This window comes from Polynucleobacter sp. MWH-UH23A (assembly GCF_040409805.1).
Taxonomy (GTDB): Bacteria; Pseudomonadota; Gammaproteobacteria; order Burkholderiales; family Burkholderiaceae; genus Polynucleobacter.
The window spans coordinates 659,848-682,416 of record NZ_CP099572.1; the positions used below are offsets into that span (position 1 = coordinate 659,848).

The window sequence follows — 22,569 nt, forward strand, 5'->3', positions numbered from 1 at the left end:
AAGTTCTTGGCTCTTCCTCGGTCTTGGGGTGTCTGCCCTTGAGCCCTTGTGGTTACAAGATCGCTATGCGTTGCTACGTCTAGCAACGGGTGGATTCTTCGCAAAATAGTCCTTAATTCCCTTCAAAATGGCATCCGCAATTCGGTCTTGGTAGCCATCATCATTTAATTTGGATTCTTCTTGAGGATTGCTGATAAACGCAGTCTCCACGAGGATGGATGGCACGTCTGGTGCTTTCAGAACAGCAAAACCAGCTTGTTCAACCTTACCTTTATGTAAGGGTGCAAATCCACCTATTTGTTTTAAAACAGAATTGCCTACTTGCAATGAATCTTTAATTTGAGCGGTAGTGGACATATCTAATAGTAGGTTAGCCACTTGTCGATCTTGGACTTTGATATTGATACCACCAATCAAATCTGAGGCATTTTCTTTATTAGCCATCCAGCGCGCCATGGTGCTACTAGCTCCCATCTGCGAGAGAGCAAAAACCGATGCGCCTTTTGCATGCGGCTGAATAAATGCATCTGCATGTATTGATACAAATAAGTCAGCTTCAACTCTTCTGGCTTTCTGCACACGAGTATGAAGAGGCACAAAGTAATCGCCATCTCGAGTTAAGAAGGGGCGCATATAAGATTCGTTTTCAATCTTGTCGCGTAAACGCTTTGCAATCGATAAAACGACATGCTTCTCTTTAGATCCTAAAGAGCCAATAGCCCCAGGATCTTCGCCGCCATGACCAGGGTCGATAGCAATCGTAATTAAACGCTTGTATTTGGGAGCCGCTGGCGCTTCTTTAGTCTCTGGGATGGCTTGCACAACTGGACCTGATAGCCCCTTAGCAACTTCTTTATCTTTCTTGGTAGCAAATTGCGCAATCAAATCGACTTCTTCATTCGATTTGGCTAAAGCAGTTTCCTTGCGAGCGCTATTTTTAACCAACTCCATCAGTGGATCGAGCGGGGTGCTTGGGTATAAGTCAAACACCATACGGTAGTTGTATTCACCAACGGGATCCAATGTAAAGAGCTGTGGCTTGATAGGTTCTTTTAAGTCAAATACCAAACGTACAATGCCCGGCTGAAATTGACCAACTCGGATTTGCGAGACATAGGGATCGTTTGGTTTGACTTTAGCAACGAGATCTTTGAGTGTGGGGTTGAGTTCCAAACCTTGTACGTCTACTACCAAGCGATCAGGATTAGTCAGAATCTGCTGCGTGATGGGTAGGGGGGTATCAGACTCAAGCGTAATACGCGTGTAGTCTTCAGAAGGCCAAACCCGTACCCCTAGAATCTTGGCTCCCCAAGCAAGATCAAGTTCGCCAAGTAGAAGCACAAAGCCCAGCGCTTTCAGAGAGGACTTAAGGTGACGCCTTCTAGCAATACTTGTTTGTGTCTTTGGCTTATTCATGGATTAATTAGGCAATACTCTTCAAGATACTGACACCTTGCTTTGATAAAGCGCTAATCTTGATGGATCGCTCATTCTCATTTGCGCCAGCCTCAAGCGCAATCTCAATATCAAATGGGGGCAAGCTACCTTCTGCTTTCTCTGGCCACTCAATTAAGCAAAACCCGGGTGCATCAAAGTATTCTACAAACCCTGCTTCTTGCCACTCAAGTGGATCGCGCATGCGATAGAGATCAAAGTGATGTGCAGAATATTGGGTGGCGTCAGCTTGAAGTGAGTAGGGCTCGCATAGGGTGTAGGTGGGACTCTTTACTTTGCCTAGATAACCTAAACCCTGAATGAGATATCGAGCAAAGGTAGTTTTGCCTGCCCCTAAGTCTCCTTCAAGAGCAATATTGAGATGGCTTTTGGGGTTTTGCTCAAGCCCTTTACGAATGCTGGTGGCAAATCGCTGGGCAAGCTGAGCGGTATCCGCTTCCTGCCTACAATAATGTGTAATGAAGTCCAGTGGTTCTGGTATTTTGGCCATTGTTCTAGTTTATTCAATTATTCGGCTACATTCTTTATTTATATGTCTTTATCTGCCCCTTCTTCGGACCAAGCTTCAGGTAAAGATGCGGCTACACTGCGCGCTTGGCTGGGAGTAAAGGCGACAGAGTTGGGCTTTGATGATCTGCGGATTACCGATACCGTATTGGGTGATGCCAGCCAAAAGCTCCAAGAGTGGTTGGCAGAAGGGCGCCATGGACACATGGACTACATGCAGCGTCATGCGAATATACGAGCAAATACTGGACTGCTAGTACCAGGAGCCCTCAGAGTAATCTGCGTTTCCATGAACTACCTTTCGCCTGACATCGATCTCGATGCAGAGTGGCAAGGCATAAAGACCCCAACAAAAGCTTCCGTCTCGATCTATGCTCGGGGCCGCGATTATCACAAGGTCTTGCGCAATCGTTTGCAGGAGTTTGCAAAAGCTATCGAAGAAAAGATTGGGCCATTTGGTTATCGCGTGTTTACAGATTCAGCGCCGTTGATGGAGGTGGAGCTTGCGCGCAAAGCTGGACTTGGTTGGCGCGGTAAGCACACGCTATTACTTAATCGAGAATCAGGATCCACCTTTTTCTTGGGCGAGATCTTAGTCGACATTCCCTTGCCGGTGGATGAACCTCAGGAAGCGCATTGCGGTACTTGTCAATCCTGTATCGATATCTGCCCAACACAAGCGATTACCGCGCCATATCAGTTAGATGCGCGACGGTGTATTTCTTATTTGACGATTGAAAACCCTGAGGCGATTCCAATAGAGTTTCGCAGGGCGATGGGTAATCGTGTCTACGGTTGTGATGATTGTCAGCTCATTTGCCCATGGAATAAATTTGCGAAACGTTCTCAGCTTCCTGATTTTGCACAGCGTCATGGTTTGGGTCAAGCTAGCTTACTAGAGCTCTGGTCATGGACTGAAACAGAATTTAATCAACGCCACGAAGGCAGCGCGATTCGTCGCATTGGCTACTCTCGTTGGCGCCGTAATCTTGCTGTTGGCTTGGGTAATGCCTTGGCTAGCCCACAAGTAAGCGATGAGGATAGGCAATCTATACAACAAGCTTTGAGAAATGCAATTGCTAGTGCAGATGCTTTGGTAGCTGAGCATATTAATTGGGCTCTTTCTATAAATGCAAGTGTAGACAGCAAAGATTGAGCCTAGCTTTTACAATCACGTCATGTCCTCCAACGAAACTTCTATAGTGCAACGCTTTCAAAATCGTAGCGATGCATTTTGGTCGGGCATACGTGATGCAGCTGGTGCCCCAGCAATGGTTCTATTTGCAGGCATGGTGGGTTTTGGTGCGATGGGCAAGACCAACGGTTTTGATGTTTGGTTTACCACTTTCACGACATTTTTTATGTTTGCCTTGCCAGGTCAAGTTGTTCTTCTAGAGATGGCTATTACTGGCTCCTCAGTTTTAGCAATTGCCTTAGCAGTTACGTTAACCTCAACTCGTTTTGTCACGATGACGGTGACACTCTTTCCTCAGTTTCATCAAAAAGATCGTAATCGTAATTTATATGCTTCAGTGCACTTATTGGCGATGACCGCATGGGCCATCTCCATGAAGGAGTTTCATTCGATTGAGGCGAAACATCGCTTAAGTTATTTTGTAGGTCTAGGATTGCTTTGCTGGTTGATTTCAATTCCAGGTACGATTCTGGGTTTTTATTTGGCAGGCATGGTTCCACCAGCAGTAACTTTGGGTTTAGTGTTTATCAACCCGCTGTTCTTCTTACTAACCTTTACTGAAGTCAAGCCCTGGATTAATCGTATTGCCATTTTGATGGGATGCATCTTAGGGCCTATCTTTTTTATTATTGACCGTGATACCAGTCTATTAACAGCTGGCGTCATTGGCGGCACTTTGGCTTACTTCATCGACCGCAAGTTCTTGCGTAAGAGAGCAGGGGTGATCGGCTAATGAATGTAATACATAACATGGCTGATGCTCTCTCGGGATGGGGTCTCTGGATCGCCCTAGTAGGCGCCTGTCTTGGTACTTACTTCTGTAGAGCAATTGGAGTCTTACTCTCTAATAGCATCAACCAAGATAGCGAAATCTTTCGTTGGCTCTCTGCAGTGACTTATGCGATGGTTGCCGCTTTAACCATTCGATTGATCGTGATGCCCTTGGGATTGATGGCTACAGTACCTTTATGGATACGTATACTCATTTGCGCTCTGAGTATTGGCGTGATGGTATCCAAACCCACTAAGCGCTTAGTACCAGCTTTATTGACTGGCACGCTGCTCATGGTGGGTTACGGAGTAATGCACTAAGCTTACTGAAGGTTTTTACTGCAGATGTGCTGCCAATATTTTGGCGATATGCACTGCTTCTCTATTGGTGCCATCTGCAATCTGATGGCGACAACTGGTGCCGTCGGCAACCACCCAGCTATCTGGTGATTTACGAATATTAGGCAATAAGCTAGCTTCAGCCATTTGCTTAGATACCTCAATATGTTCGGCTTCATAACCAAAGCTGCCTGCCATACCGCAACATGATGATTCAATCAGTTTGGGCTGCGCATTAGGAATGAGTTTGAGTAATTCCAATGCGGGCGTCACTGCTGCAAACGACTTTTGATGACAGTGCCCATGAAAGAGTACTTCTTGCTTTGCTGCTTTTAGGTTTAGTTTGAGATTTCCGGCTTTGGCCTCATTTGCTAAAAATTCTTCTAGTAGTTGCGCTTGTTTAGATACATTTACCGCTAACTCACCAAGACCCATGACGAGTGCTTCATCTTTTAAGGTGAAAAGACAAGAGGGCTCTAGGCCAATAATCGGAATGTTTTGCTCTGCGTAGGGTGCCAAGTGATCAACTAACTCGCCCAATGTCGCTTTTGCTTGATCAACCATGCCTGCAGCTAAATACGTTCTGCCACAGCAAAATTCTTTAGAACAAGTGTTTTGAGTTGTTGGGTTGTTTTTACTTTTACAGGGAATATGTACTCTGTAGCCACCCGCCTCCAGAACTTTGATGGCTGCCTGAAGATTTTCATCCTCAAAGTAGGTATTAAAGGTGTCTGCTAGCAATACAACCCCTTTACCTCCATTACTCTGGCTAGCTAATTGCGCTGGGGTGTATTGGTAAGCATGTGCAGTCTTCTGTTTCCAAAAATGATTGCTCTTCCATATAGGCAAACTGCGCTGTGCGGAGATGCCCATTACCCATTCTTGTAGCTTAGCGATAGGCGTAATGCGATTGCGCAGGTTGAGTAATGATGGCAGCAAAGGAATGCTGCTAATTGTGGATGCATATTTGGGTAGATAAGCCACAGCTAAATCACGCAATGAGTGACCTACCCGTTTTTTGTAGGCTGACAAGAACTCAATTTTCATCTTCGCCATATCAACCCCAGTAGGGCATTCACGGCGACAGGCTTTACAACTAACGCAAAGCTCCATGACCTCTTTAATAGCGTCACTGCCTAAAGGTGAGCTCTCATCTTGCAGATCGAGTTGATTGGATAGCGCTAAACGTAAGGTATTAGCTCTTCCTCGTGTCAGGTGTTTCTCATCACGAGTCACGCGATAACTAGGGCACATCACCTCTGCATCGAACTTGCGGCAATGGCCATTGTTATTGCACATCTCAACTGCTTTGGCTAAACCTTGCGCAGGGTCGCCACCCGTACCGGGTGCGGTGGTTTCTTCTGTGACGGGATTATTTTGAACATTCCAGGCAGACCAATCTAAAGCGGGCTGCAACGGAATAACCCTATAACTTGGTGGAAAGCGGAAGTTGCTTGCATCATCCATCTTAGGTGGATCAACGATCTTGCCGGGATTAAATAATCCCTTTGGATCGAAAGCCTGTTTGATTTGCGCAAGTGCTTCGGTAATCTTCGGTCCAAATTGCCAATAGATCCATTCACCACGACAGAGTCCATCACCATGCTCACCGCTGTATGCACCTTTATATTTGCGCACCAAGGCTGAAGCTTCTTCCGCAATCGCGCGCATCTTCTGTGCGCCATCACGACGCATATCCAAAATAGGGCGCACATGTAGCGTGCCAACAGATGCATGGGCATACCAAGTGCCGCGCGATCCATATTTAGAGAAGACATCTGTTAAAGTCTGGGTATATTCAGCTAAGCTCTCTAGGGGAACGGCGCAGTCTTCAATAAAGCTCACGGGTTTGCCGTCACCTTTCAGACTCATCATGATGTTGAGACCAGCCTTACGTACTTCCCAGAGATTTTTTTGCAAACTGGCATCTGGCATGGCAACAACAGAGCCAGGCAAACCTAAGTCACCCATGAGCTCTTGAAGGGCTTTGAGTTTCTCAAGTAAGGGGGCGTGGGCTTCGCCAGAAAACTCTACCAAGAGAATGGCTTCAGGAGTTGGCGCAGCAGGATCAATGAGTGCAGTCTCAATCGTCTTCTTAAAGCTAGGATTGCTGCGTGCCAAATCAATCATCGTGCGATCGACAAGCTCAACTGCAGTTGGTCCGAGTTTGACGATATGCTGGGCACTATCCATCGCTTTATAAAAGCTGGCAAAGTTCACGATGCCAAGCACTTTGTGCTTTGGTAATGGCGCTAGCTTGAGCTTTAAGGATTTGAAATACGCTAATGTACCTTCGCTACCCACTAAGAGATGTGCGAGATTGACGCTGCCATCTTGAGTGTAGGGAAGTTCACTTTGTGGGTGGAAGATATCGAGGTTGTAACCAGCAACTCGTCTGAGTACTTTAGGGAAGTGGGTCTCGATTTCAGGTTGTAGAGTATGGGCAAGACCTTTGACAAAATCACCCAGTTGCTTAGCTGCACCAGAACTATTGGCATAGTTGCCAAATTGCGCAACTTGACCATCTGCTAACCAAGCATCAATACCTAATACGTTATGCACCATATTGCCGTAGGCAATTGAACGACTGCCGCAAGAGTTATTGCCAGCCATACCCCCAATAGTTGCTTGCGCAGCAGTAGAGACATCCACTGGATACCAAAGACCATATTGCTTCAGTGAAGCATTTAAATGGTCAAGCACTATGCCAGGCTCTATTTCTACATAGCCTTTATCAATATTAAGATTGAGAACATTGCGAAAGTACTTGGTGTTATCAATCACCAATGAAGCGCCAGTAGTTTGGCCACATTGACTAGTACCACCACCGCGAGGCAGCACGGGTACTTTCATTTCTGCTGCAATTTGTATTGCGCTAGCGATATCTTCTGCGGTCTTTGGTATGAAAACCGCAATTGGCATGGCTTGATATATAGACGCATCGGTCGCATAACGACCACGACTTGCGCTATCGGTCATGACTTCGCCAGAGGTCTCCTGGCGCAAGCGCTTAGCCAACAGAGCAGTATCCATCAGGAGTTCTTTATGGAGGGGTTTATTCATGATTTGATTGCCTCGATTGACTCGCTTGCCTCTGTATGCATTTCTGATTTGAGTAATTGCACAACAACGTCGCGCTTGTTGTGAACGTGTTGCATCATGATCTTACGCATACGCTTACTATCTCTAGCCTTGAGTGCATCTAACATCTCTTGATGCTCTTCAACGGCTTTCTCCCACTTCACTCCATCTTGATTTGAGCGAAAACGTAAAGCCTCAATGCGGGCATTGACTTGGGTAAATAAGCGAGAGAGGACTGGATTATTCGCCGCTTGATTGATCAGATGATGAATGCGCAGATTGAGCTGGTAGTAGCTTGATAAATCTCTACGAGCATAGGAAGCCATCATTTCATATTGGAGGGCTTCTAATTCAGAGAGGGTGGCATCACTAATATTGTTGGCTGCCAATTCTCCAGAGAATCCTTCAAGATCGGCAATGACATCAAAGGTATGAATAACGTCTTCAAGAGAGAGTTGCACAGCAATGGCGCCACGATTGGCAATGAGCTCCACTAAACCATCTGCTGCTAGGCGACGAATTGCTTCCCGAATCGGTGTCCGAGAAACATTCAGACTTTCAGCCAATTCCCGTTCATTGAGTTTGCTGCCGGGCGCGATCTTGCCTTCCACTAATAAAGAGCGGAGCTTCTGGAAGGTGGCTTCGTGAAGATTCTGGGAATTTAGCGTGTCGTTTGCCATGATTCTGGAATCCTAAATTTGTATACAAAATAGTCAATAAGCTATAATAAAGCATAAATAAGGCATATTTACGCATTTAAATTAAAATGTTTTGTATACAAAATGGAAAATTCCTAAAAATTGGCATACACTAGCGTCAAAGTTCCCTTTTAAGTTCTTAAACCCATAAAACTGATCAATAGCGAGACAAACCATGTTGAAACTTGATAACCATGCATCAGGGCGCCATTTTTTACATATTCCTGGGCCAAGCCCTGTTCCATCCCGTGTACTGCGTTCCATTAGCTACCAAACCATCGACCATCGTGGCCCTGAATTTGGCGCATTTGGTTTGCAGGTGCTAGAAGGCATCAAGAAAATTTTTAAAACTGAGCAACCCGTCATTATTTATTCCGCATCCGGAACTGGTTCATGGGAAGGTGCTTTAGTAAACGTTCTTAATCCTGGTGACAAGGTTCTTTTCTACGAGACTGGCCAATTTGCAAACCTATGGCGTGCATTAGCAAAACGTCTCGGCTTAGATGTTGAGGTAGTTGGTAAGCCAGGGCAAGATACTTGGCGTTGGGGTGTTGATGCTTCAGTGATCGAAGAGCGTTTACGTAAAGATACGCAACACGAGATTAAGGCCGTTTGCGTAGTACATAACGAAACCTCTACTGGTGTTACTTCTAATATTGCTGCTGTTCGCAAAGCGATTGATTCCGCTAAGCATCCTGCTCTATTGTTAGTGGATAGCGTGTCTGGCTTGGGTTCAGCAGATTATGAGCACGACAAGTGGGGCGCTGATGTGACGGTATCTGGATCTCAGAAGGGTTTGATGTTGCCGCCTGGCATTGGCTTTAACGCATTATCACCAAAGGCAATTGAGGCAAGTAAGCGCAACACTTTTCCAAAGTCCTATTGGGCTTGGGATGAAATTCTAGAGTCCAATAAAAATGGTTATTGGCCAACTACTCCAAGCACCAATTTGATGTATGGCTTACATGAAGCCATGGACATGATGATGGCTGAAGGCTTAGATAATATCTTTGCACGTCATCAACGCTTAGCTGCTGCATGTCGTGCAGCGGTAAATGCTTGGGGACTAGAAATTCAGTGTCAAGATAAAGATTGTTATTCACCTGTATTAACTTGTATTGCTGTACCTGAAGGCATGGATGCGGATGTCTTACGTAAACATGCGCTTGAGAAATTCAATCTCTCTTTGGGTACCGGTCTTGGCAAGATTAAAGGCAAAGCATTCCGTATTGGACACTTGGGTGATTGCAATGAGTTGAGCTTAATGGCCGCATTGAGTGGTGTGGAAATGAGCTTGGGCGCAATGGGCTACAAACCTAAGGCTAGTGGCGTAGTTGCTGCCCAGGAGTTCCTGAAGTAATCCATTTCAGGCTTGGGAATGGGGTGTAGCGGGGCTTGTAGATTTGAGTCTGGCTACACCCTTTATAATTCAAGCACTTGTAAAGATGATATTTTCATCAAATAAAACATATTCGAGACAAACGTATTTAAAAAAGGATTTAACATGTTGGCAACTAAACCTTACCTCACACAAGCAGATGTTCAAAAAATCTTGGACGCTGCGAATAAGCATGCAGCTGCGAATAACTGGGCAGTGACAATTGCGGTTTGTGATGATGGTGGCCATATGTTGGGCTTAATTCGTCGAGATGGATGTGCTCCTGTTTCTGCATATATTGCGCAAGAAAAAGCGCGTACAGCCGCAATGGGTAAGCGCGAAAGCCGTGTTTACGAAGAAATCATTAACAATGGTCGTACTTCCTTCTTATCTGCACCGCATATTGCTGGCATGTTAGAGGGTGGGGTCAATATCGAGGTAAATGGGTTTACCATCGGCGCAGTCGGCGTTTCCGGCGTTAAATCGTCCGAAGATGCTGAGACTGCTAAGGCGGGCATCGCGGCCATTCTGTAAGTTACCTTGACAAATACTACTACTGATATCAATTCATCAACAGGGTCTGGCGCAGCAACTGCTGCCAGCCCTACAGCAACAATCACTTTTGCTGATTTTGGTTTAGATCCGCTGATTCAAAAAGCGGTAGCCGAACAGGGTTATAACAACCCAACACCGATTCAAGCGCAATCAATTCCCCACGTACTAGCGGGAAGTGATTTGATGGGCGCAGCTCAGACGGGAACGGGTAAGACAGCCGCCTTTGTATTGCCGATTATTCAAAAGATTTTGCGTCATGCGAGCAATAGTGCATCACCAGCACGTCACCCCATTCGCGCATTAGTGCTAACACCAACACGTGAGTTGGCTGTTCAGGTGGCAGATAACGCTGCAAGTTATTCCAAACATACGGATTTACGCACTGCCGTGGTCTATGGCGGCGTGGATATGAAAGATCAAGTGCAAGTCTTGCGTAATGGCGTAGAAATTTTGATCGCTACGCCAGGTCGCTTGCTAGATCACATCGGCTCCAAGGTGGCGAATTTGTCACAGGTAGAGTTATTGGTGCTAGATGAAGCAGATCGCATGCTCGACATGGGCTTCTTGCCTGACTTGCAGCGCATCATTAATTTGATTCCGGCGCAACGCCAAACTTTATTGTTTTCTGCAACCTTCTCACCAGAGATTAAGAAGTTGGCGCAAAGCTATTTGCGTTCACCCGTAACAGTAGAAGTGGCAAGACAAAACGCCGCAGCAGATACGGTGAAGCAGGTAGTACATTTAGTGTCTTCAATGGATAAGCAGCGTGCGATTGTGAAGGTTTTGGAGAATCGCACACGACAAGGCTTATCGCGTCAATGCATCATCTTTACTAATAGCCGTCTAGGTTGCGCTAAATTAGCACGTGCCCTAGAGCGTGATGGCATCAAGGCTGGCGCGATTCATGGTGATAAGAGTCAGGGTGAACGCACCTTAACTCTAGAGGCGTTTAAGTCGGGCGCAATTGAAGCTCTGGTAGCAACAGACGTTGCAGCACGTGGCTTGGATATTCCAGATATGCCATGCGTGATTAATCATGAGCTGCCATTTAATGCTGAAGATTTTATTCATCGCATTGGTCGTACCGGTCGTGCTGGCAGTAAAGGTGATGCCATTGCTTTAGTGGATGACAGCGAGAAGCGTTTACTCGATGACATCGAGAAATTAATGAAACGCAAACTGGAAGTAGCGCCACTGCCTGATGTGAAATCCACCCCGGGCCAAATCACCGACCCATTCTTCTACAAGCCTTATGAACCCGGCGGTGCACCAAAATCTGCGAATGTAGATTCAGTACAAGCAGCTCAGTTGCCCGAAGCCAAAAGAGCAGGCATCACTCCTGCCAAGCCTGCGGTAGGCGCCTTGCTTGGCGGCTTTAAGAAAAAGTAACCCAGCCTTAAGACCTAGTCTTTAGGCTGCGTGTTCGCTGTTACATCCCTCCAAGCTTTTGTAGCCGCTAACAACCACTCTGCAATAGTGGTACCCCCATCAGGCAAGTCGCGCAAGCCAAGGTGTTCTCCGGCTTTGCGAAGTTCGGCAAGGACACTTTGATCGCTTTCAGTATTGATTGAACTGGCTAGCGTTTGTTTACTGAGCTTTTCACCATTTGCATCTAGCGCCAATGGAAGGTGGCGATAGCTTGGGGTTGGGTAGCCTAATTGATTTTGTAAATAAATCTGCCTAGCGGTGTTGTTTAGTAAGTCTTGGCCACGAACAATATGGGTAATGCCTTGCTGCGCATCATCAACAACTACGGCAAGTTGATAGGTAAATAATCCATCGTTTCTGCGCAAAACAAAATCACCCACTTCCTGACAGAGGTCTTGGCCTTGTATGCCGAGGGAAAGATCTTCAAACTGAATCTGGCAATTTTCAGGAAGGGCGATGCGCCATGCTTTTTTGGTTTCGCCTAAAAATTCATCTGAATTGGGTTTCATCTGAGATGGTCTACAGGTTCTTGGATAAACCATTTCTTGATTGCGTGGTGTATGAACACCTGCCGCTGCTAAGGTATTTGCAATCATTTGCCTTGAGCAGGAGCATGAATAAAGGCAGCCTAATGTATTAAGGCGTCTAAAAGCCGCTTGATAGTGTTCTTGTCGTCTAGATTGATAACTTGCTTCCTCATCCCAAAAAAGACCACAGGCATGCAATTGGGCTTGTATTTGCAAGTCAGCGCCTGGAACGCATCTTGGAGTGTCGATGTCTTCGATTCTGAGGAGCCATTGACCCCCATTTGCACGGGCATCTAACCAACTTCCTAAAGCCGCAACTAAGGATCCAGCGTGGAGTGGCCCTGTCGGCGATGGGGCAAATCGCCCGCGATAGCCGTCGGCTGGGGATGGGGGGTTTTTGAGCTTGGACACAGCTAAAATCATCTCATGGCTTCACCCCGTTTTGTACATCTTCGCGTCCATTCTGAATTTTCCATTACGGATGGGACGGTGCGCATCGACGATGCGGTGGCTGCGGCGGTTAAAGATGAGATGGGCGCTCTGGCGATTACCGATCTGAGCAATCTATTTGGTTTGGTGCGTTTCTATACCGCTGCGCGTTCCGGAGGTATTAAGCCCATCGCAGGTGCGGATGTATGGGTCAGTAATCCACAAGATCCAGATCAGCCTCATCGACTCCTTTTGCTGGTGCAAAATCATTCGGGATACTTAAATCTTTGTCAGCTTCTATCTCGAGCTTCTTTAGATAATCAAAATCGCGGTCGCGCTGAAGTTGATTTGTCATGGTTTAGTGAGCCTGCCGCAAAAGCAGAGGATAAGACTGCGAAAAGAACACTTGCTTATGGATTGATCGCGCTTTCAGGTGCGCGCATGGGTGAAGTGGGTACGGCTTTATTGGCGGGTCAACAGGAGCAGGCTAAAAAAGCCATTAAGCGCTTTGAAAAAATCTTCCCCAGTGCTTTTTATCTTGAGGTGCAACGTGGTGGACACCCACAAGATGAAAGACAGTTGCAGTTAGCATGCCAGTTAGCGAGTCAGTTGGATTTACCAGTCGTGGCGACGCACCCCGTGCAATTTATGCAAAAGAGTGATTTCATTGCGCATGAGGCTCGTGTCTGCATTGCTGAAGGCGAGTTACTCGGTAATCCACGGCGTCAAAAAAAATTTAATGAAGAGCAGTATTTCTTGACGCAGGAAGAGATGGAAAAACGTTTCGCGGATTTGCCGGTAGCGCTGGCAAATTCTGTTGAGATTGCGAAGCGTTGTAACTTATCGCTGGTTTTGGGTCAGCCACGATTGCCAGATTTTCCAACGCCTTCAGGTATTACCCTTGATGAATATCTTTTGGCGCAATCTGAGGCTGGTCTTGAGCGTCATATGGAGCGTAACTTCCCCGATCCAGAAGAACGTGCTAAAGAGATGCCGCGCTATCGCGAGCGCCTGATATTTGAAGCGAAGACCATTTCGCAAATGGGATTCCCTGGCTACTTCTTGATTGTGGCCGACTTCATTAACTGGGCAAAAAATAACGGGGTACCAGTAGGTCCTGGTCGCGGTTCAGGCGCAGGATCTTTGGTGGCCTACTCATTGGGTATTACTGATCTAGACCCCTTGCGTTACAACTTGCTCTTTGAGCGCTTTCTTAATCCTGAGCGCGTATCCATGCCTGACTTTGATATCGACTTCTGTCAGCATGGGCGCGATCGCGTGATTCAGTACGTCAAAGATAAATACGGTAAAGATGCGGTAAGTCAGATTGCTACCTTCGGCACCATGGCTGCGCGTGCGGCGATTCGAGATGTGGGTCGAGTGTTAGAGCAGGGCTATAACTTCGTGGATGGTATTGCCAAGTTAGTGCCTAACAAGCCTGGTCAATACATGACGATTGACATGGCGAAGAAGGAAGAGAAGCAGCTGGCCGAGCGCGAAAAGAATGAAGATGAAGTGCGTCAGTTGCTTTCATTGGCGGAGCAATTAGAGGGTATGACCCGTAACGTCGGTATGCATGCAGGTGGTGTGTTGATTGCGCCTGGCCGCTTAACCGATTTTTGTCCACTCTATACACAAGAAACTAAAGATCAAGACAGTAGCTCCGTCATCAGTCAGTTTGATAAAGATGATGTTGAAGCTATTGGCTTGGTGAAGTTTGATTTCTTGGGATTAACCACGCTGACCATCTTGGCAGCAGCAGAGCGTTGGATTAAAGCCTTACATGCCGATCGTAAAGATTGGAGCATCAGCGATATTCCGCTTGATGATGAGAAGGCTTTTGAGGTTTTAAAGAAAGCGAATACCGTCGCTGTGTTCCAGCTTGAAAGTCGCGGCATGCAAGGCATGCTTCGTGAAGCTAAGCCAGACCGCTTTGAGGACATCATTGCTTTGGTGGCTTTATATCGTCCAGGCCCAATGGATTTGATCCCAGACTTTATTGAGCGTAAGCACGGTCGTCAAAAGGTAGAGTATCCAGATCCCCGTATTGAGCCTGTTTTGCGTGAGACCTACGGCATTATGGTTTACCAAGAGCAGGTCATGCAGATGGCGCAGATGATTGGTGGCTACTCTCTTGGCGGCGCCGATATGTTGCGCCGTGCGATGGGTAAGAAAAAGCCAGAAGAGATGGCCCAACATCGCAAAATCTTCAGTGAAGGTGCAAAAGCAGGTGGTATCTCTGAAGCTAAAGCCAATGAGATTTATGATTTGATGGAGCGTTTTGCAGGATATGGATTTAACAAGTCTCACGCCGCTGCTTATGCCTTACTGGCCTACCAAACTGCTTGGTTAAAAGCTTACTATCCCGCTGAATTTATGGCGGCCAACTTATCACTCGCAATGGATGACACCGATAAGGTGAAGATTCTGTATGACGATTGCTTGGCAAATCAAATTCGGGTCTTCTCGCCAGACATCAATACTGGCGTTTATGAGTTCACCCCATTGCGTGCGCCAGATGCGGCACCAGATTCCCCAATTAGCCATATCCGATATGGCTTAGGGGCGGTGAGAGGTACGGGTGAAGCAGCCATTGAAGTGATTGTGAAGGCTCGTGAAGCTGGCGGCCCATTTAAGGATTTATTTGATTTTTGTGCCCGTGTAGATCGCAGACAAGTAAACCGTAGAGCGATTGAGGCTCTGATGCGTGCAGGTGCTTTTGATAGCCTCTATCGCGATCAGGTGCCTGCTGGCGGTAATCTCTATGACATCCGATCAACGCTATTGGCCTCCTTGGCTAGAGCAATTGAGGCGGCCGAGCAAGCGGAAGCGTCGATTCATCAGGTGAGCTTGTTTGAGGTAGCTGGCGAAGATCATCGCCATCTTCCAGAGCTAGTGCGCGAACCTATTTGGTCTGAAAAGAAGCGACTGCAAGAAGAAAAAACCGCTTTAGGACTTTGTCTTACCGGCCATATGTTTGATGCCTATCGTGAAGAAACGTCCCATTTCATTCGTCAGCCATTGGCAAAAATTACCGAAGGTAAAGATCAGTTGATTGCAGGAATCATTACTTCTGCACGCATGCTCACTGGTCAGCGTGGCCGCATGATGATCGCAACCATTGATGATGGAACGGCCGCCTCAGAGATCACCTTGTATAGCGAAGTCTATGAACCGAATCGCTCTTGGCTTAAAGAAGATGAGTTATTGATTGCCAAAGTGAACGTCACGCCAGATAAGTTCTCGGGTGGTATGCGTATTGTTTCGGAAGCAGTGATGGATATCACTGGTGCACGTATGCGATTTGCTCGCAATATTCATGTCAATCTTGACCCTGCGGTTGATGTTCGTATGCTGCGCAATCAAATTGGCCCGTACTTGATGTCTAACCGCACGCGTGATCCAAAATTAGGCGCTCCGGGAGTCGCCAGTCCAAGTGCCAATGATGGTGTCAAAGGTCTGGTGTTAACTGCTGCGGTGACGACGAGTGGGGGTGCTTGCTTGGTGCAATTTCCGGAAGAGATGCGTATCTATCCTGATGACGCCTGCTTGCATAGCCTCAATCAACTATTGGGCGTCAAACAAAAAGACCCTGTTCAGGTTCAGTATCACTGAGTCAAAATCACTAGGCTGAATTACTTTAACCTAAGATTTTTTCTACTGCGGCAATCACTTGATTGGGCTCTAGCAAGTCAAGACACTCACTATTGCTGTCAGCGCGATCTAAGCAACCTGCTTTACGACATGGAACGCATTCCCCGGGGCCTTGCAAGATCGTAATATTGCCAACCGTTTGGGTGCGGGCACGTAATTGATAGGGTTGTTTGCCAATAAAGCCATTGGGCCAAGGGCCAAAGTTGGTGGGCGGTGTAGCCCCAAATAAGGTAATTGTGGGGATATTGCAAGCTGCAGCTAAATGGGTAATGGATGTATCAACCCCAATAAATAACACTGCATTTCTGAGTAGGGAGCCAGCTTGTGGGATGGAGAGCTTACCTGCGGTATCAATTACCTGAGTACGTACGTCATCGTTCAGCAAAGACAGAATATCGTGGTTGAGTTGTAAATCTTGTTTAGCAGGGGATGCACTAAGAACCACTTGAAGTCCACGCTGAACTAAATGAGTGATGAGTGCTTGCCAATGCGCCAGTGGCCAACGTTTATAGGCTGTCAGTGGGCCGGGATGCAAAACTACATAGGATTGTGTGAGTTGACTGGTAATGACGGGGGTTAATGCTTCACCAACGGGTGGAGTGACATTAATGGGCTTTGAAAATAATTGAGATGGCTCCTTAACGAATGCTTCAAGCAAACGTAATTTTTCAGTAATGACATGTTGATTGAAATAATCGACATTAATCGTATGCATTGAAATAAATTTCTTCCAGGCATTTTGTTGCTGGACTCTATCTCCAGATGCACTTTGCTTACCCTGAGGATGCCCTCCAAGGACGCCAACCCTACGAAAGGCTGCAACTAAGCCATATAGATAGGCTCTATCGCTAGGTTGAGTAACAAATGCGAGGTCATAGCGTTGAAAAAGGCGATTAAATAATGAGAGATATTCGGCAAAGCCAGGGCGATCCGATGTCTCAATGATTTGCCCAATATCTGGATTGCCTTTAAGCATATCCATCTTGCCCTTGTAGCCCAGAAAATGAAACTCTGCCTCAGGCCAGAGCTCTCGTGCTTTGCTAATTAATGGGGTCGTGACAAGTACGTCACCAATTTGCCGAGTGGCAATAAATAATACTTTTTTCGGTTTGAAGTTAGAAAAGGACTTCATAGCGTTTGTATTCAGAGGGCCTTAGCAAGAATTTTTTCACGAACTCGACGGGCATTCTCAGCAGCATTACTTTGATCATGTATTTTGTGGAAGAGATGAAGCACTTCTGTTGCCCATGATCCCGATTTTCTTTTGATATGGTTATGCTGCAAGCGGAAAACAAAGTCTGCGTCCTCATGACCCCAACCAGTCATGGTTTCATCAAAGCCGCCAATTGCCTGAGCATCAGCTTTCCAACAAGCCATATTGCAACCCTTAATACGTCGCCACACAAATTTTTTATAGATGCGCCAATGACCATCACCCAGTTTAATTTTGAGCGGCCAGTATTTATTGATCTGACCAGCAAAGCGATATCGCAAAAGATGGGATTGGAATGCTTTGTAATTCCAGCTATCAGAATCTGTTAGCTCGCGCGTTAATTGCTCATTCAACAAAACCCGACTGCCGGTTACGAGAAATCCCTTTTGCGAAAGAGCGCGATGTTGCGCCACAAAGTCCGGTTGAACAATGCAGTCGCCATCCAAAAATACTAAGTAATCTCCCTTGGCATTTTCAATTGCTTGATTTAGGATTTTGGCTTTACGAAAACCCTGATCTTCTTGCCACAAATGGGTGATCGGAAGACTCGATTGCGCCTTAAAGGTATCGATAAGATCTTTGGTGCTACTGGTAGAGCCATCATCAGCAATGATGATTTCAAAATCTCGATCTGTTTGAGTTTCTAGGGATTGGAGGCAAAGCTTTAGCGCTTGTGGCCAGTTGTAAGTGGCCAACAAAATCGAAATCATTTACGCGCTTCCTGATTGAGGTGCCACAGCTTGATATAGCGGTAGTAGGTGCCTTGGCTATTAGAGATAGCTAGTGCAAATCCCTGGCTACCATCTAAGAATCCAGCGCGAATAAAGTAAGTGCGTATAAAAGCCCAAACACCATGCAATACCGCTTTTAAGGGGCTGCTAGTTTTGCCTTTGGCAAATGCTTGTTCGGCTGAGGCCGTTGAGTAACGATCCAGCTTTTGTAGTACTTGAGAGTAATTCATAAAGCTGTAATGCAGCATGGGGTTTTCTAATTTGGCAACTGAGCCATTCGGAATCAGTCTCTCATGGACTAAATCATCGGAAAAGCGAGCAGTCCCCCGTTTGAATAAACGGTCAACATAATCTGGCGACCACCCCGAGTGGCGTATAAATCGGCCACAATACCAGGATAGTCTAGGGATGGCAAAGCAATCCACATGGGCGCTATGGTGAATAGCGGTCAAGATCTCCGATCTCAAGGCTGGCGTTAGGCGCTCATCGGCATCTAGTGAGAGAATCCAGTCGCCCGTGGCTAAATCTAAGGCTCGGTTCTTTTGAGGACCAAAACCAGGCCAATCTGGGGGTTGGGCGATGGTAGCGCCGTGTTTTTGGGCGATTTCCAGGGTGCGGTCGGTGCTATTGGTGTCAAGCACCACGATCTGCTGGGCAATCCCATCCAGGGAGGCTAGACAGTCCTCTAAATTGGCCTCTTCGTTGCGGGTGATGAGTATGGCGGATAAGGTGGGCATAATTCATTATATGAATGCTCAAGACCGTACCGCACTAAATCGCTTAATTACCTACCTAAAACCCCATATTGGGCTGATTGTGGGTTCTTTACTGGCTATGGCGGTGGTTGCTGCTGCCGAGACATCTATACCCGCTCTGATGAAGCCCTTATTAGACCGTGGCTTCACTGGTCAGCTCAACAGCAAGCTCTGGCAAGTGCCAGTGTTTTTGGTTGGATTGGCTTTGGTACGAAGTTTGGCGCAATTCTTATCAAACTATTTGCTGACCCGCGTGATCAATGCGGTTCTCCTCAAACTCCGTGAACAAATGTTCCAGACATTGCTGCATGCCAGCACAACATTCTTTCAGAAAAATTCTGCATCGAGCTTAATCAATGCAGTAGTGTTTGAAGTCAATAATGTGCTGTCAATTATGGGTGGCATGTTAATTAGTTTGGTACGAGACTCATTAACAGTGGTTGGTTTGATGGGATATCTGATTTATCTGAACTGGAAGTTAACACTTGTTGTCTTATTTATCTTCCCAGTCATTGCTTTCATTATGAGCAAGATTAATCGACGCTTGAGATCGCTCAACCGAGAGCAACAAAACTTAACAAGCGAGTTGGCATACATCGTAGAAGAGTCTGCTGCTGGTTACAAAATTGTGAAGGTTCATGGTGCGCATGAATATGAAATGAATCGCTTTATGCAAAAGGCTGAGCGTTTACGTCAATTTGCTTTAAAGTCTGCAGTCGCAGGGGGTTTAAACCAGCCAATTACCCAGTTAATTGCCTCAATGGCCTTATCAATCGTTTTGGTGATCGCATTGATGCAGTCTGCCACAGAAGGGACTACCGTTGGTGGGTTCGCTGCCTTTATTACGGCGATGATGTTGGTGATTTCTCCTTTAAAGCATTTGGCAGATATCAATCAGCCATTGCAACGCGGGCTTACCGCAGCTGAGATGATTTTTGGTTTAATGGATCAGCCATTTGAAGAGGCGGAAGAGCGTCGCCTGAATATGCGTTCTTTAGATAAAGCTAAAGGCGCAATCCGATTTGAAAATGTAGGCTTCTCTTATCAACAAGAGCAAGGCCGCAAGGATGCCCTCAGTAACATTAATCTCGACATCAAGCCCGGTGAAATCGTCGCCTTTGTTGGACCCTCGGGTGGAGGCAAGTCAACCTTAGTCAATTTATTGCCACGCTTCTTTAAGCCCACTAGCGGGCATATTTATTTGGATGATCATCCTTTGGAAGATATCGTCCTTGCTGATGTCAGAAAACAAATGGCATTTGTAAGTCAGGATGTGATTTTGTTTAATGACACGATTGCGGCTAACGTAGCTTACGGCGCTACTAATGAAAAGGGCATTGATCGTGGACGTGTCATGGAGGCTTTGGAGGCTGCCAATCTGAGTGCCATGATTCGTGAGCTTCCAGACGGTATTGATTCCTTGGTGGGGGATAACGGCAACCGCCTATCTGGCGGACAACGCCAGCGCCTAGCCATTGCTAGGGCAATCTATAAGAATGCGCCTATCTTGATTTTGGATGAGGCTACCTCTGCTTTAGACTCAGAGTCAGAGCGTCAGGTGCAAGATGCCTTAGAGCGCTTGATGGCAGGCAGAACTACTTTAGTGATTGCCCATCGACTTTCAACGATTGAGCATGCAGATCGTATCGTGGTACTTGAGCATGGACGTATTGTGGAGAATGGCTCACACGAAGAGTTGATCAAGCAAGACGGTTTATACGCTAATCTCCATCGCATTCAGTTTGCGAACGCGTAATACGTCATAGAACTAACTCAGAACGATATCGTACTGTTCTTGGCGAAAGCTACCTTCTGCTTGGAGGGTGATTGGTTTGCCAATAAAGTCACCTAGCTGCGCTAAAAATTGATTTTCTTCTTCCAAGAAAAGATCAATCACATCGGGTGCGGCCACGATCCTAAATTCACGTGGATTAAATTGCCGGTGCTCACGCACAATTTCTCGCAAAATCTCATAGCAGATCGTCTGCGCAGTTTTAATCTCGCCTTTGCCCGTGCAAGTGGGGCAGGGCTCGCAGGTAATATGAGCCAGTGACTCACGGGTGCGTTTGCGTGTCATCTCTACCAAACCTAAGGCAGAGAAATCGCTTACTGAGGTGCGGGCGTGGTCTCGCTCAAGATTGCGTTTTAATTCATTTAGAACTGCTTCTTGATGATCTTTGCTGATCATGTCTATGAAGTCGATGATGATGATGCCGCCAAGGTTACGTAAGCGTAATTGACGCGCAATTGCTTGGGCAGCCTCCAGATTGGTTTTAAAGACAGTGTCGTCTAAATTACGGGCGCCAACATAACTACCAGTATTCACATCAATCGTTGTCATGGACTCTGTCTGATCAATCATGAGGTAGCCGCCAGACTTGAGGTCCACTCTGCGACCAAGTGCTTTATTGATTTCAGCATCGACATCGAATAAATCAAAGAGGGCGCGTTCACCACGATGCAGAGTTAATTTACTCAAAAGGTTGGGCATATACAGATTGGCAAAGCCTTTGAGTTTTTCAAAATTCTCTGCTGAGTCCACCCGAATTTGAGTCGTTTCCTCGCCAGCAACATCGCGCAATACGCGTTCTGCAAGACTGAGATCTTGATATAAAAGACTTGGTGCAGCCTTGTGCTTCATGGCCTCACGAATGCTTTCCCAGGTAGTTCTGAGGTAATGCATATCGTGCTGTAATTCAGTATCGGTGGCATCTTGGGCGCTGGTGCGCACGATAATTCCACCTTTTTCATCTTCTGCCATTAAACCTGCTAAACGCGCTTTGATTGCCTCGCGTTCCTCTGGTTGGTCGATACGTTGAGATACGCCAATATATTTCTCGGTGGCGACATCAGTGCCTGCTGGGGGCAGGTAAACGAGATTGCGACCAGCAATGCTCAGTTGGGTGGTTAGACGAGCACCCTTGGTGCCAAGTGGATCTTTTAAGACTTGCACTAACAAGGTTTGACCTTCAAACAATAACTTCTCAATTTGAGCCTGCGGATTGTTTTGGGTGATGTCTGCCACATGCATAAACGCAGTGCGCTCAAGACCGATTTCGATAAAGGCAGATTGCATGCCTGGTAGAACTCGAACAACCTTCGCTAGATAGATATTGCCAACAATACCCCTTTGACGGGTGCGCTCAATCTGCAGTTCTTGAACCGCACCTTGTTGAATGAGTGCAACGCGCGTTTCTTGCGGGGTGATATTAATTAGAATTTCTTCATTCATATACGGGTAATTCGCGCGTGATCTAGTAGTTGGGCGGTTTCATAGAGCGGAAGCCCCATGATACCGCTATAACTCCCATTGATCTTGGCGATAAATGCGCTAGAGCTGCCTTGGATGCCGTAGGCGCCAGCCTTGCCAAAAGGCTCTTGGCTGGCAATATAGGCATTAATTTGTGCCGAGGAGATATTCGCGAATTCCACTTCTGAAATCTGGACCACGCAATTTGGTGTTTCTTTTGGATTGCTGATGAGGGCAATAGCCGTTAATACTTCATGGGTTTTACCGCTCAGCATTTTTAGAATTCGGTAGGCATCATCCGCATTAATAGGTTTTCCTAAGATTTCACCATCAGGATGATTTGGCAGGCTCACCGTGGTATCGGCACAGAGAATAGGTGCCCAAGGTAAACCACTCTTTTTCCATCGTACGAGCGCTAATGAGGCTTTTGCTAATGTGACGCGTTTGACATAGTCACGTGCTTTTTCATGGGGCAGTGGAGTTTCAATACTCTCGGAATCTTCATCAGGTGTGGGAAGCAACATTTCATAGCGCACCCCAATTTGCTTTAAGAGTTCTTGGCGTCTAGGGCTTTGTGAGGCGAGGTAGATAAAGTCACTCAAA

At 46.5% G+C, this 22,569-nt stretch carries 18 protein-coding genes; 8 read left to right on the forward strand and 10 right to left on the reverse strand.

All coding sequences use genetic code 11. The features are described from left to right. Positions 1 to 63 precede the first annotated feature (63 nt). Together NHB35_RS03615 and tsaE are read right to left on the reverse strand one after the other, a co-directional pair. On the reverse strand, positions 64 to 1,416 hold the full coding sequence (locus NHB35_RS03615) for an N-acetylmuramoyl-L-alanine amidase (RefSeq protein WP_353433042.1): 1,353 nt from the start codon (positions 1,414 to 1,416) through the stop codon (positions 64 to 66). Positions 1,417 to 1,423: 7 nt separating this feature from the next. Then, positions 1,424 to 1,945, reverse strand: coding sequence for a tRNA (adenosine(37)-N6)-threonylcarbamoyltransferase complex ATPase subunit type 1 TsaE (gene tsaE / locus NHB35_RS03620; protein WP_353433043.1), 522 nt, complete (start codon positions 1,943 to 1,945; stop codon positions 1,424 to 1,426). Between the two features lie 42 nt (positions 1,946 to 1,987). Here tsaE and queG point away from each other — a divergent pair, with 42 nt between their 5' ends. Genes queG through NHB35_RS03635 form a run of 3 tightly spaced genes read left to right on the forward strand, consistent with a single transcriptional unit; the run spans position 1,988 to position 4,249 of the window. Beyond that, positions 1,988 to 3,118 (forward strand): tRNA epoxyqueuosine(34) reductase QueG, encoded by a 1,131-nt coding sequence (gene queG, locus NHB35_RS03625; RefSeq protein ID WP_353433044.1) that lies wholly within the window; start codon positions 1,988 to 1,990, stop codon positions 3,116 to 3,118. 22 nt (positions 3,119 to 3,140) lie between these two features. Next, entirely contained in the window at positions 3,141 to 3,890 is a 750-nt protein-coding gene (locus NHB35_RS03630; protein WP_353433045.1) for an AzlC family ABC transporter permease, read from the forward strand. Further along, positions 3,890 to 4,249 (forward strand): AzlD domain-containing protein, encoded by a 360-nt coding sequence (locus tag NHB35_RS03635; RefSeq protein WP_353433046.1) that lies wholly within the window; start codon positions 3,890 to 3,892, stop codon positions 4,247 to 4,249. The genes NHB35_RS03630 and NHB35_RS03635 overlap by 1 nt, the downstream gene beginning before the upstream one ends. Positions 4,250 to 4,264: 15 nt before the next feature. Here NHB35_RS03635 and NHB35_RS03640 read toward each other — a convergent pair whose 3' ends face one another. Together NHB35_RS03640 and NHB35_RS03645 are read right to left on the reverse strand one after the other, a co-directional pair. Continuing rightward, positions 4,265 to 7,330: an FAD-linked oxidase C-terminal domain-containing protein gene (locus NHB35_RS03640; RefSeq protein ID WP_353433047.1), complete on the reverse strand. Its 3,066-nt coding sequence runs from the start codon at positions 7,328 to 7,330 to the stop codon at positions 4,265 to 4,267. Next, a complete protein-coding gene (locus tag NHB35_RS03645; protein WP_353433048.1) occupies positions 7,327 to 8,028 on the reverse strand; it encodes a GntR family transcriptional regulator in 702 nt (233 codons plus the stop codon). The genes NHB35_RS03640 and NHB35_RS03645 overlap by 4 nt, the downstream gene beginning before the upstream one ends. Positions 8,029 to 8,221: 193 nt before the next feature. Here NHB35_RS03645 and NHB35_RS03650 point away from each other — a divergent pair, with 193 nt between their 5' ends. The 3 genes from NHB35_RS03650 (at position 8,222) to NHB35_RS03660 (ending at position 11,368) form a co-directional block, all read left to right on the forward strand. Further along, positions 8,222 to 9,406 (forward strand): aminotransferase class V-fold PLP-dependent enzyme, encoded by a 1,185-nt coding sequence (locus NHB35_RS03650; protein WP_353433049.1) that lies wholly within the window; start codon positions 8,222 to 8,224, stop codon positions 9,404 to 9,406. A 147-nt stretch (positions 9,407 to 9,553) separates the two neighbouring features. Next, positions 9,554 to 9,958, forward strand: a complete 405-nt coding sequence (locus NHB35_RS03655; RefSeq protein ID WP_353433382.1) for a heme-binding protein — start codon at positions 9,554 to 9,556, stop codon at positions 9,956 to 9,958. 6 nt (positions 9,959 to 9,964) lie between these two features. Next, complete coding sequence (locus NHB35_RS03660; protein ID WP_353433050.1) at positions 9,965 to 11,368, forward strand: DEAD/DEAH box helicase; 1,404 nt, start codon at positions 9,965 to 9,967, stop codon at positions 11,366 to 11,368. A 14-nt stretch (positions 11,369 to 11,382) separates the two neighbouring features. Here NHB35_RS03660 and gluQRS read toward each other — a convergent pair whose 3' ends face one another. Next, positions 11,383 to 12,345, reverse strand: coding sequence for a tRNA glutamyl-Q(34) synthetase GluQRS (gluQRS, locus tag NHB35_RS03665; RefSeq protein WP_353433051.1), 963 nt, complete (start codon positions 12,343 to 12,345; stop codon positions 11,383 to 11,385). Positions 12,346 to 12,360: 15 nt separating this feature from the next. Here gluQRS and dnaE point away from each other — a divergent pair, with 15 nt between their 5' ends. Further along, positions 12,361 to 15,978: a DNA polymerase III subunit alpha gene (gene dnaE / locus NHB35_RS03670; protein WP_353433052.1), complete on the forward strand. Its 3,618-nt coding sequence runs from the start codon at positions 12,361 to 12,363 to the stop codon at positions 15,976 to 15,978. Positions 15,979 to 16,003: 25 nt separating this feature from the next. On the opposite strand, the gene NHB35_RS03675 is transcribed toward dnaE, so the two are convergent. The 3 genes from NHB35_RS03675 to NHB35_RS03685 are packed head-to-tail and all read right to left on the reverse strand — an operon-like array spanning position 16,004 to position 18,698. Beyond that, complete coding sequence (locus NHB35_RS03675) at positions 16,004 to 17,149, reverse strand: glycosyltransferase family 9 protein (protein WP_353433053.1); 1,146 nt, start codon at positions 17,147 to 17,149, stop codon at positions 16,004 to 16,006. A gap of 11 nt (positions 17,150 to 17,160) precedes the next feature. Beyond that, positions 17,161 to 17,940: a glycosyltransferase family 2 protein gene (locus NHB35_RS03680; protein WP_353433054.1), complete on the reverse strand. Its 780-nt coding sequence runs from the start codon at positions 17,938 to 17,940 to the stop codon at positions 17,161 to 17,163. Beyond that, positions 17,937 to 18,698, reverse strand: a complete 762-nt coding sequence (locus NHB35_RS03685; protein ID WP_353433055.1) for a glycosyltransferase family 2 protein — start codon at positions 18,696 to 18,698, stop codon at positions 17,937 to 17,939. The genes NHB35_RS03680 and NHB35_RS03685 overlap by 4 nt, the downstream gene beginning before the upstream one ends. A gap of 10 nt (positions 18,699 to 18,708) precedes the next feature. Here NHB35_RS03685 and msbA point away from each other — a divergent pair, with 10 nt between their 5' ends. Further along, positions 18,709 to 20,472, forward strand: coding sequence for a lipid A export permease/ATP-binding protein MsbA (msbA, locus tag NHB35_RS03690; RefSeq protein ID WP_353433056.1), 1,764 nt, complete (start codon positions 18,709 to 18,711; stop codon positions 20,470 to 20,472). A gap of 12 nt (positions 20,473 to 20,484) precedes the next feature. Here the strand turns inward: msbA and rng are convergent, their stop codons facing one another. Together rng and NHB35_RS03700 are read right to left on the reverse strand one after the other, a co-directional pair. Beyond that, the gene (gene rng, locus NHB35_RS03695) at positions 20,485 to 21,948 is read right to left on the reverse strand and encodes a ribonuclease G (protein WP_353433057.1); all 1,464 of its coding nucleotides are present in this window, start codon (positions 21,946 to 21,948) and stop codon (positions 20,485 to 20,487) included. Beyond that, complete coding sequence (locus NHB35_RS03700) at positions 21,945 to 22,568, reverse strand: Maf family protein (RefSeq protein ID WP_353433058.1); 624 nt, start codon at positions 22,566 to 22,568, stop codon at positions 21,945 to 21,947. The genes rng and NHB35_RS03700 overlap by 4 nt, the downstream gene beginning before the upstream one ends. Position 22,569: the final 1 nt, after the last annotated feature.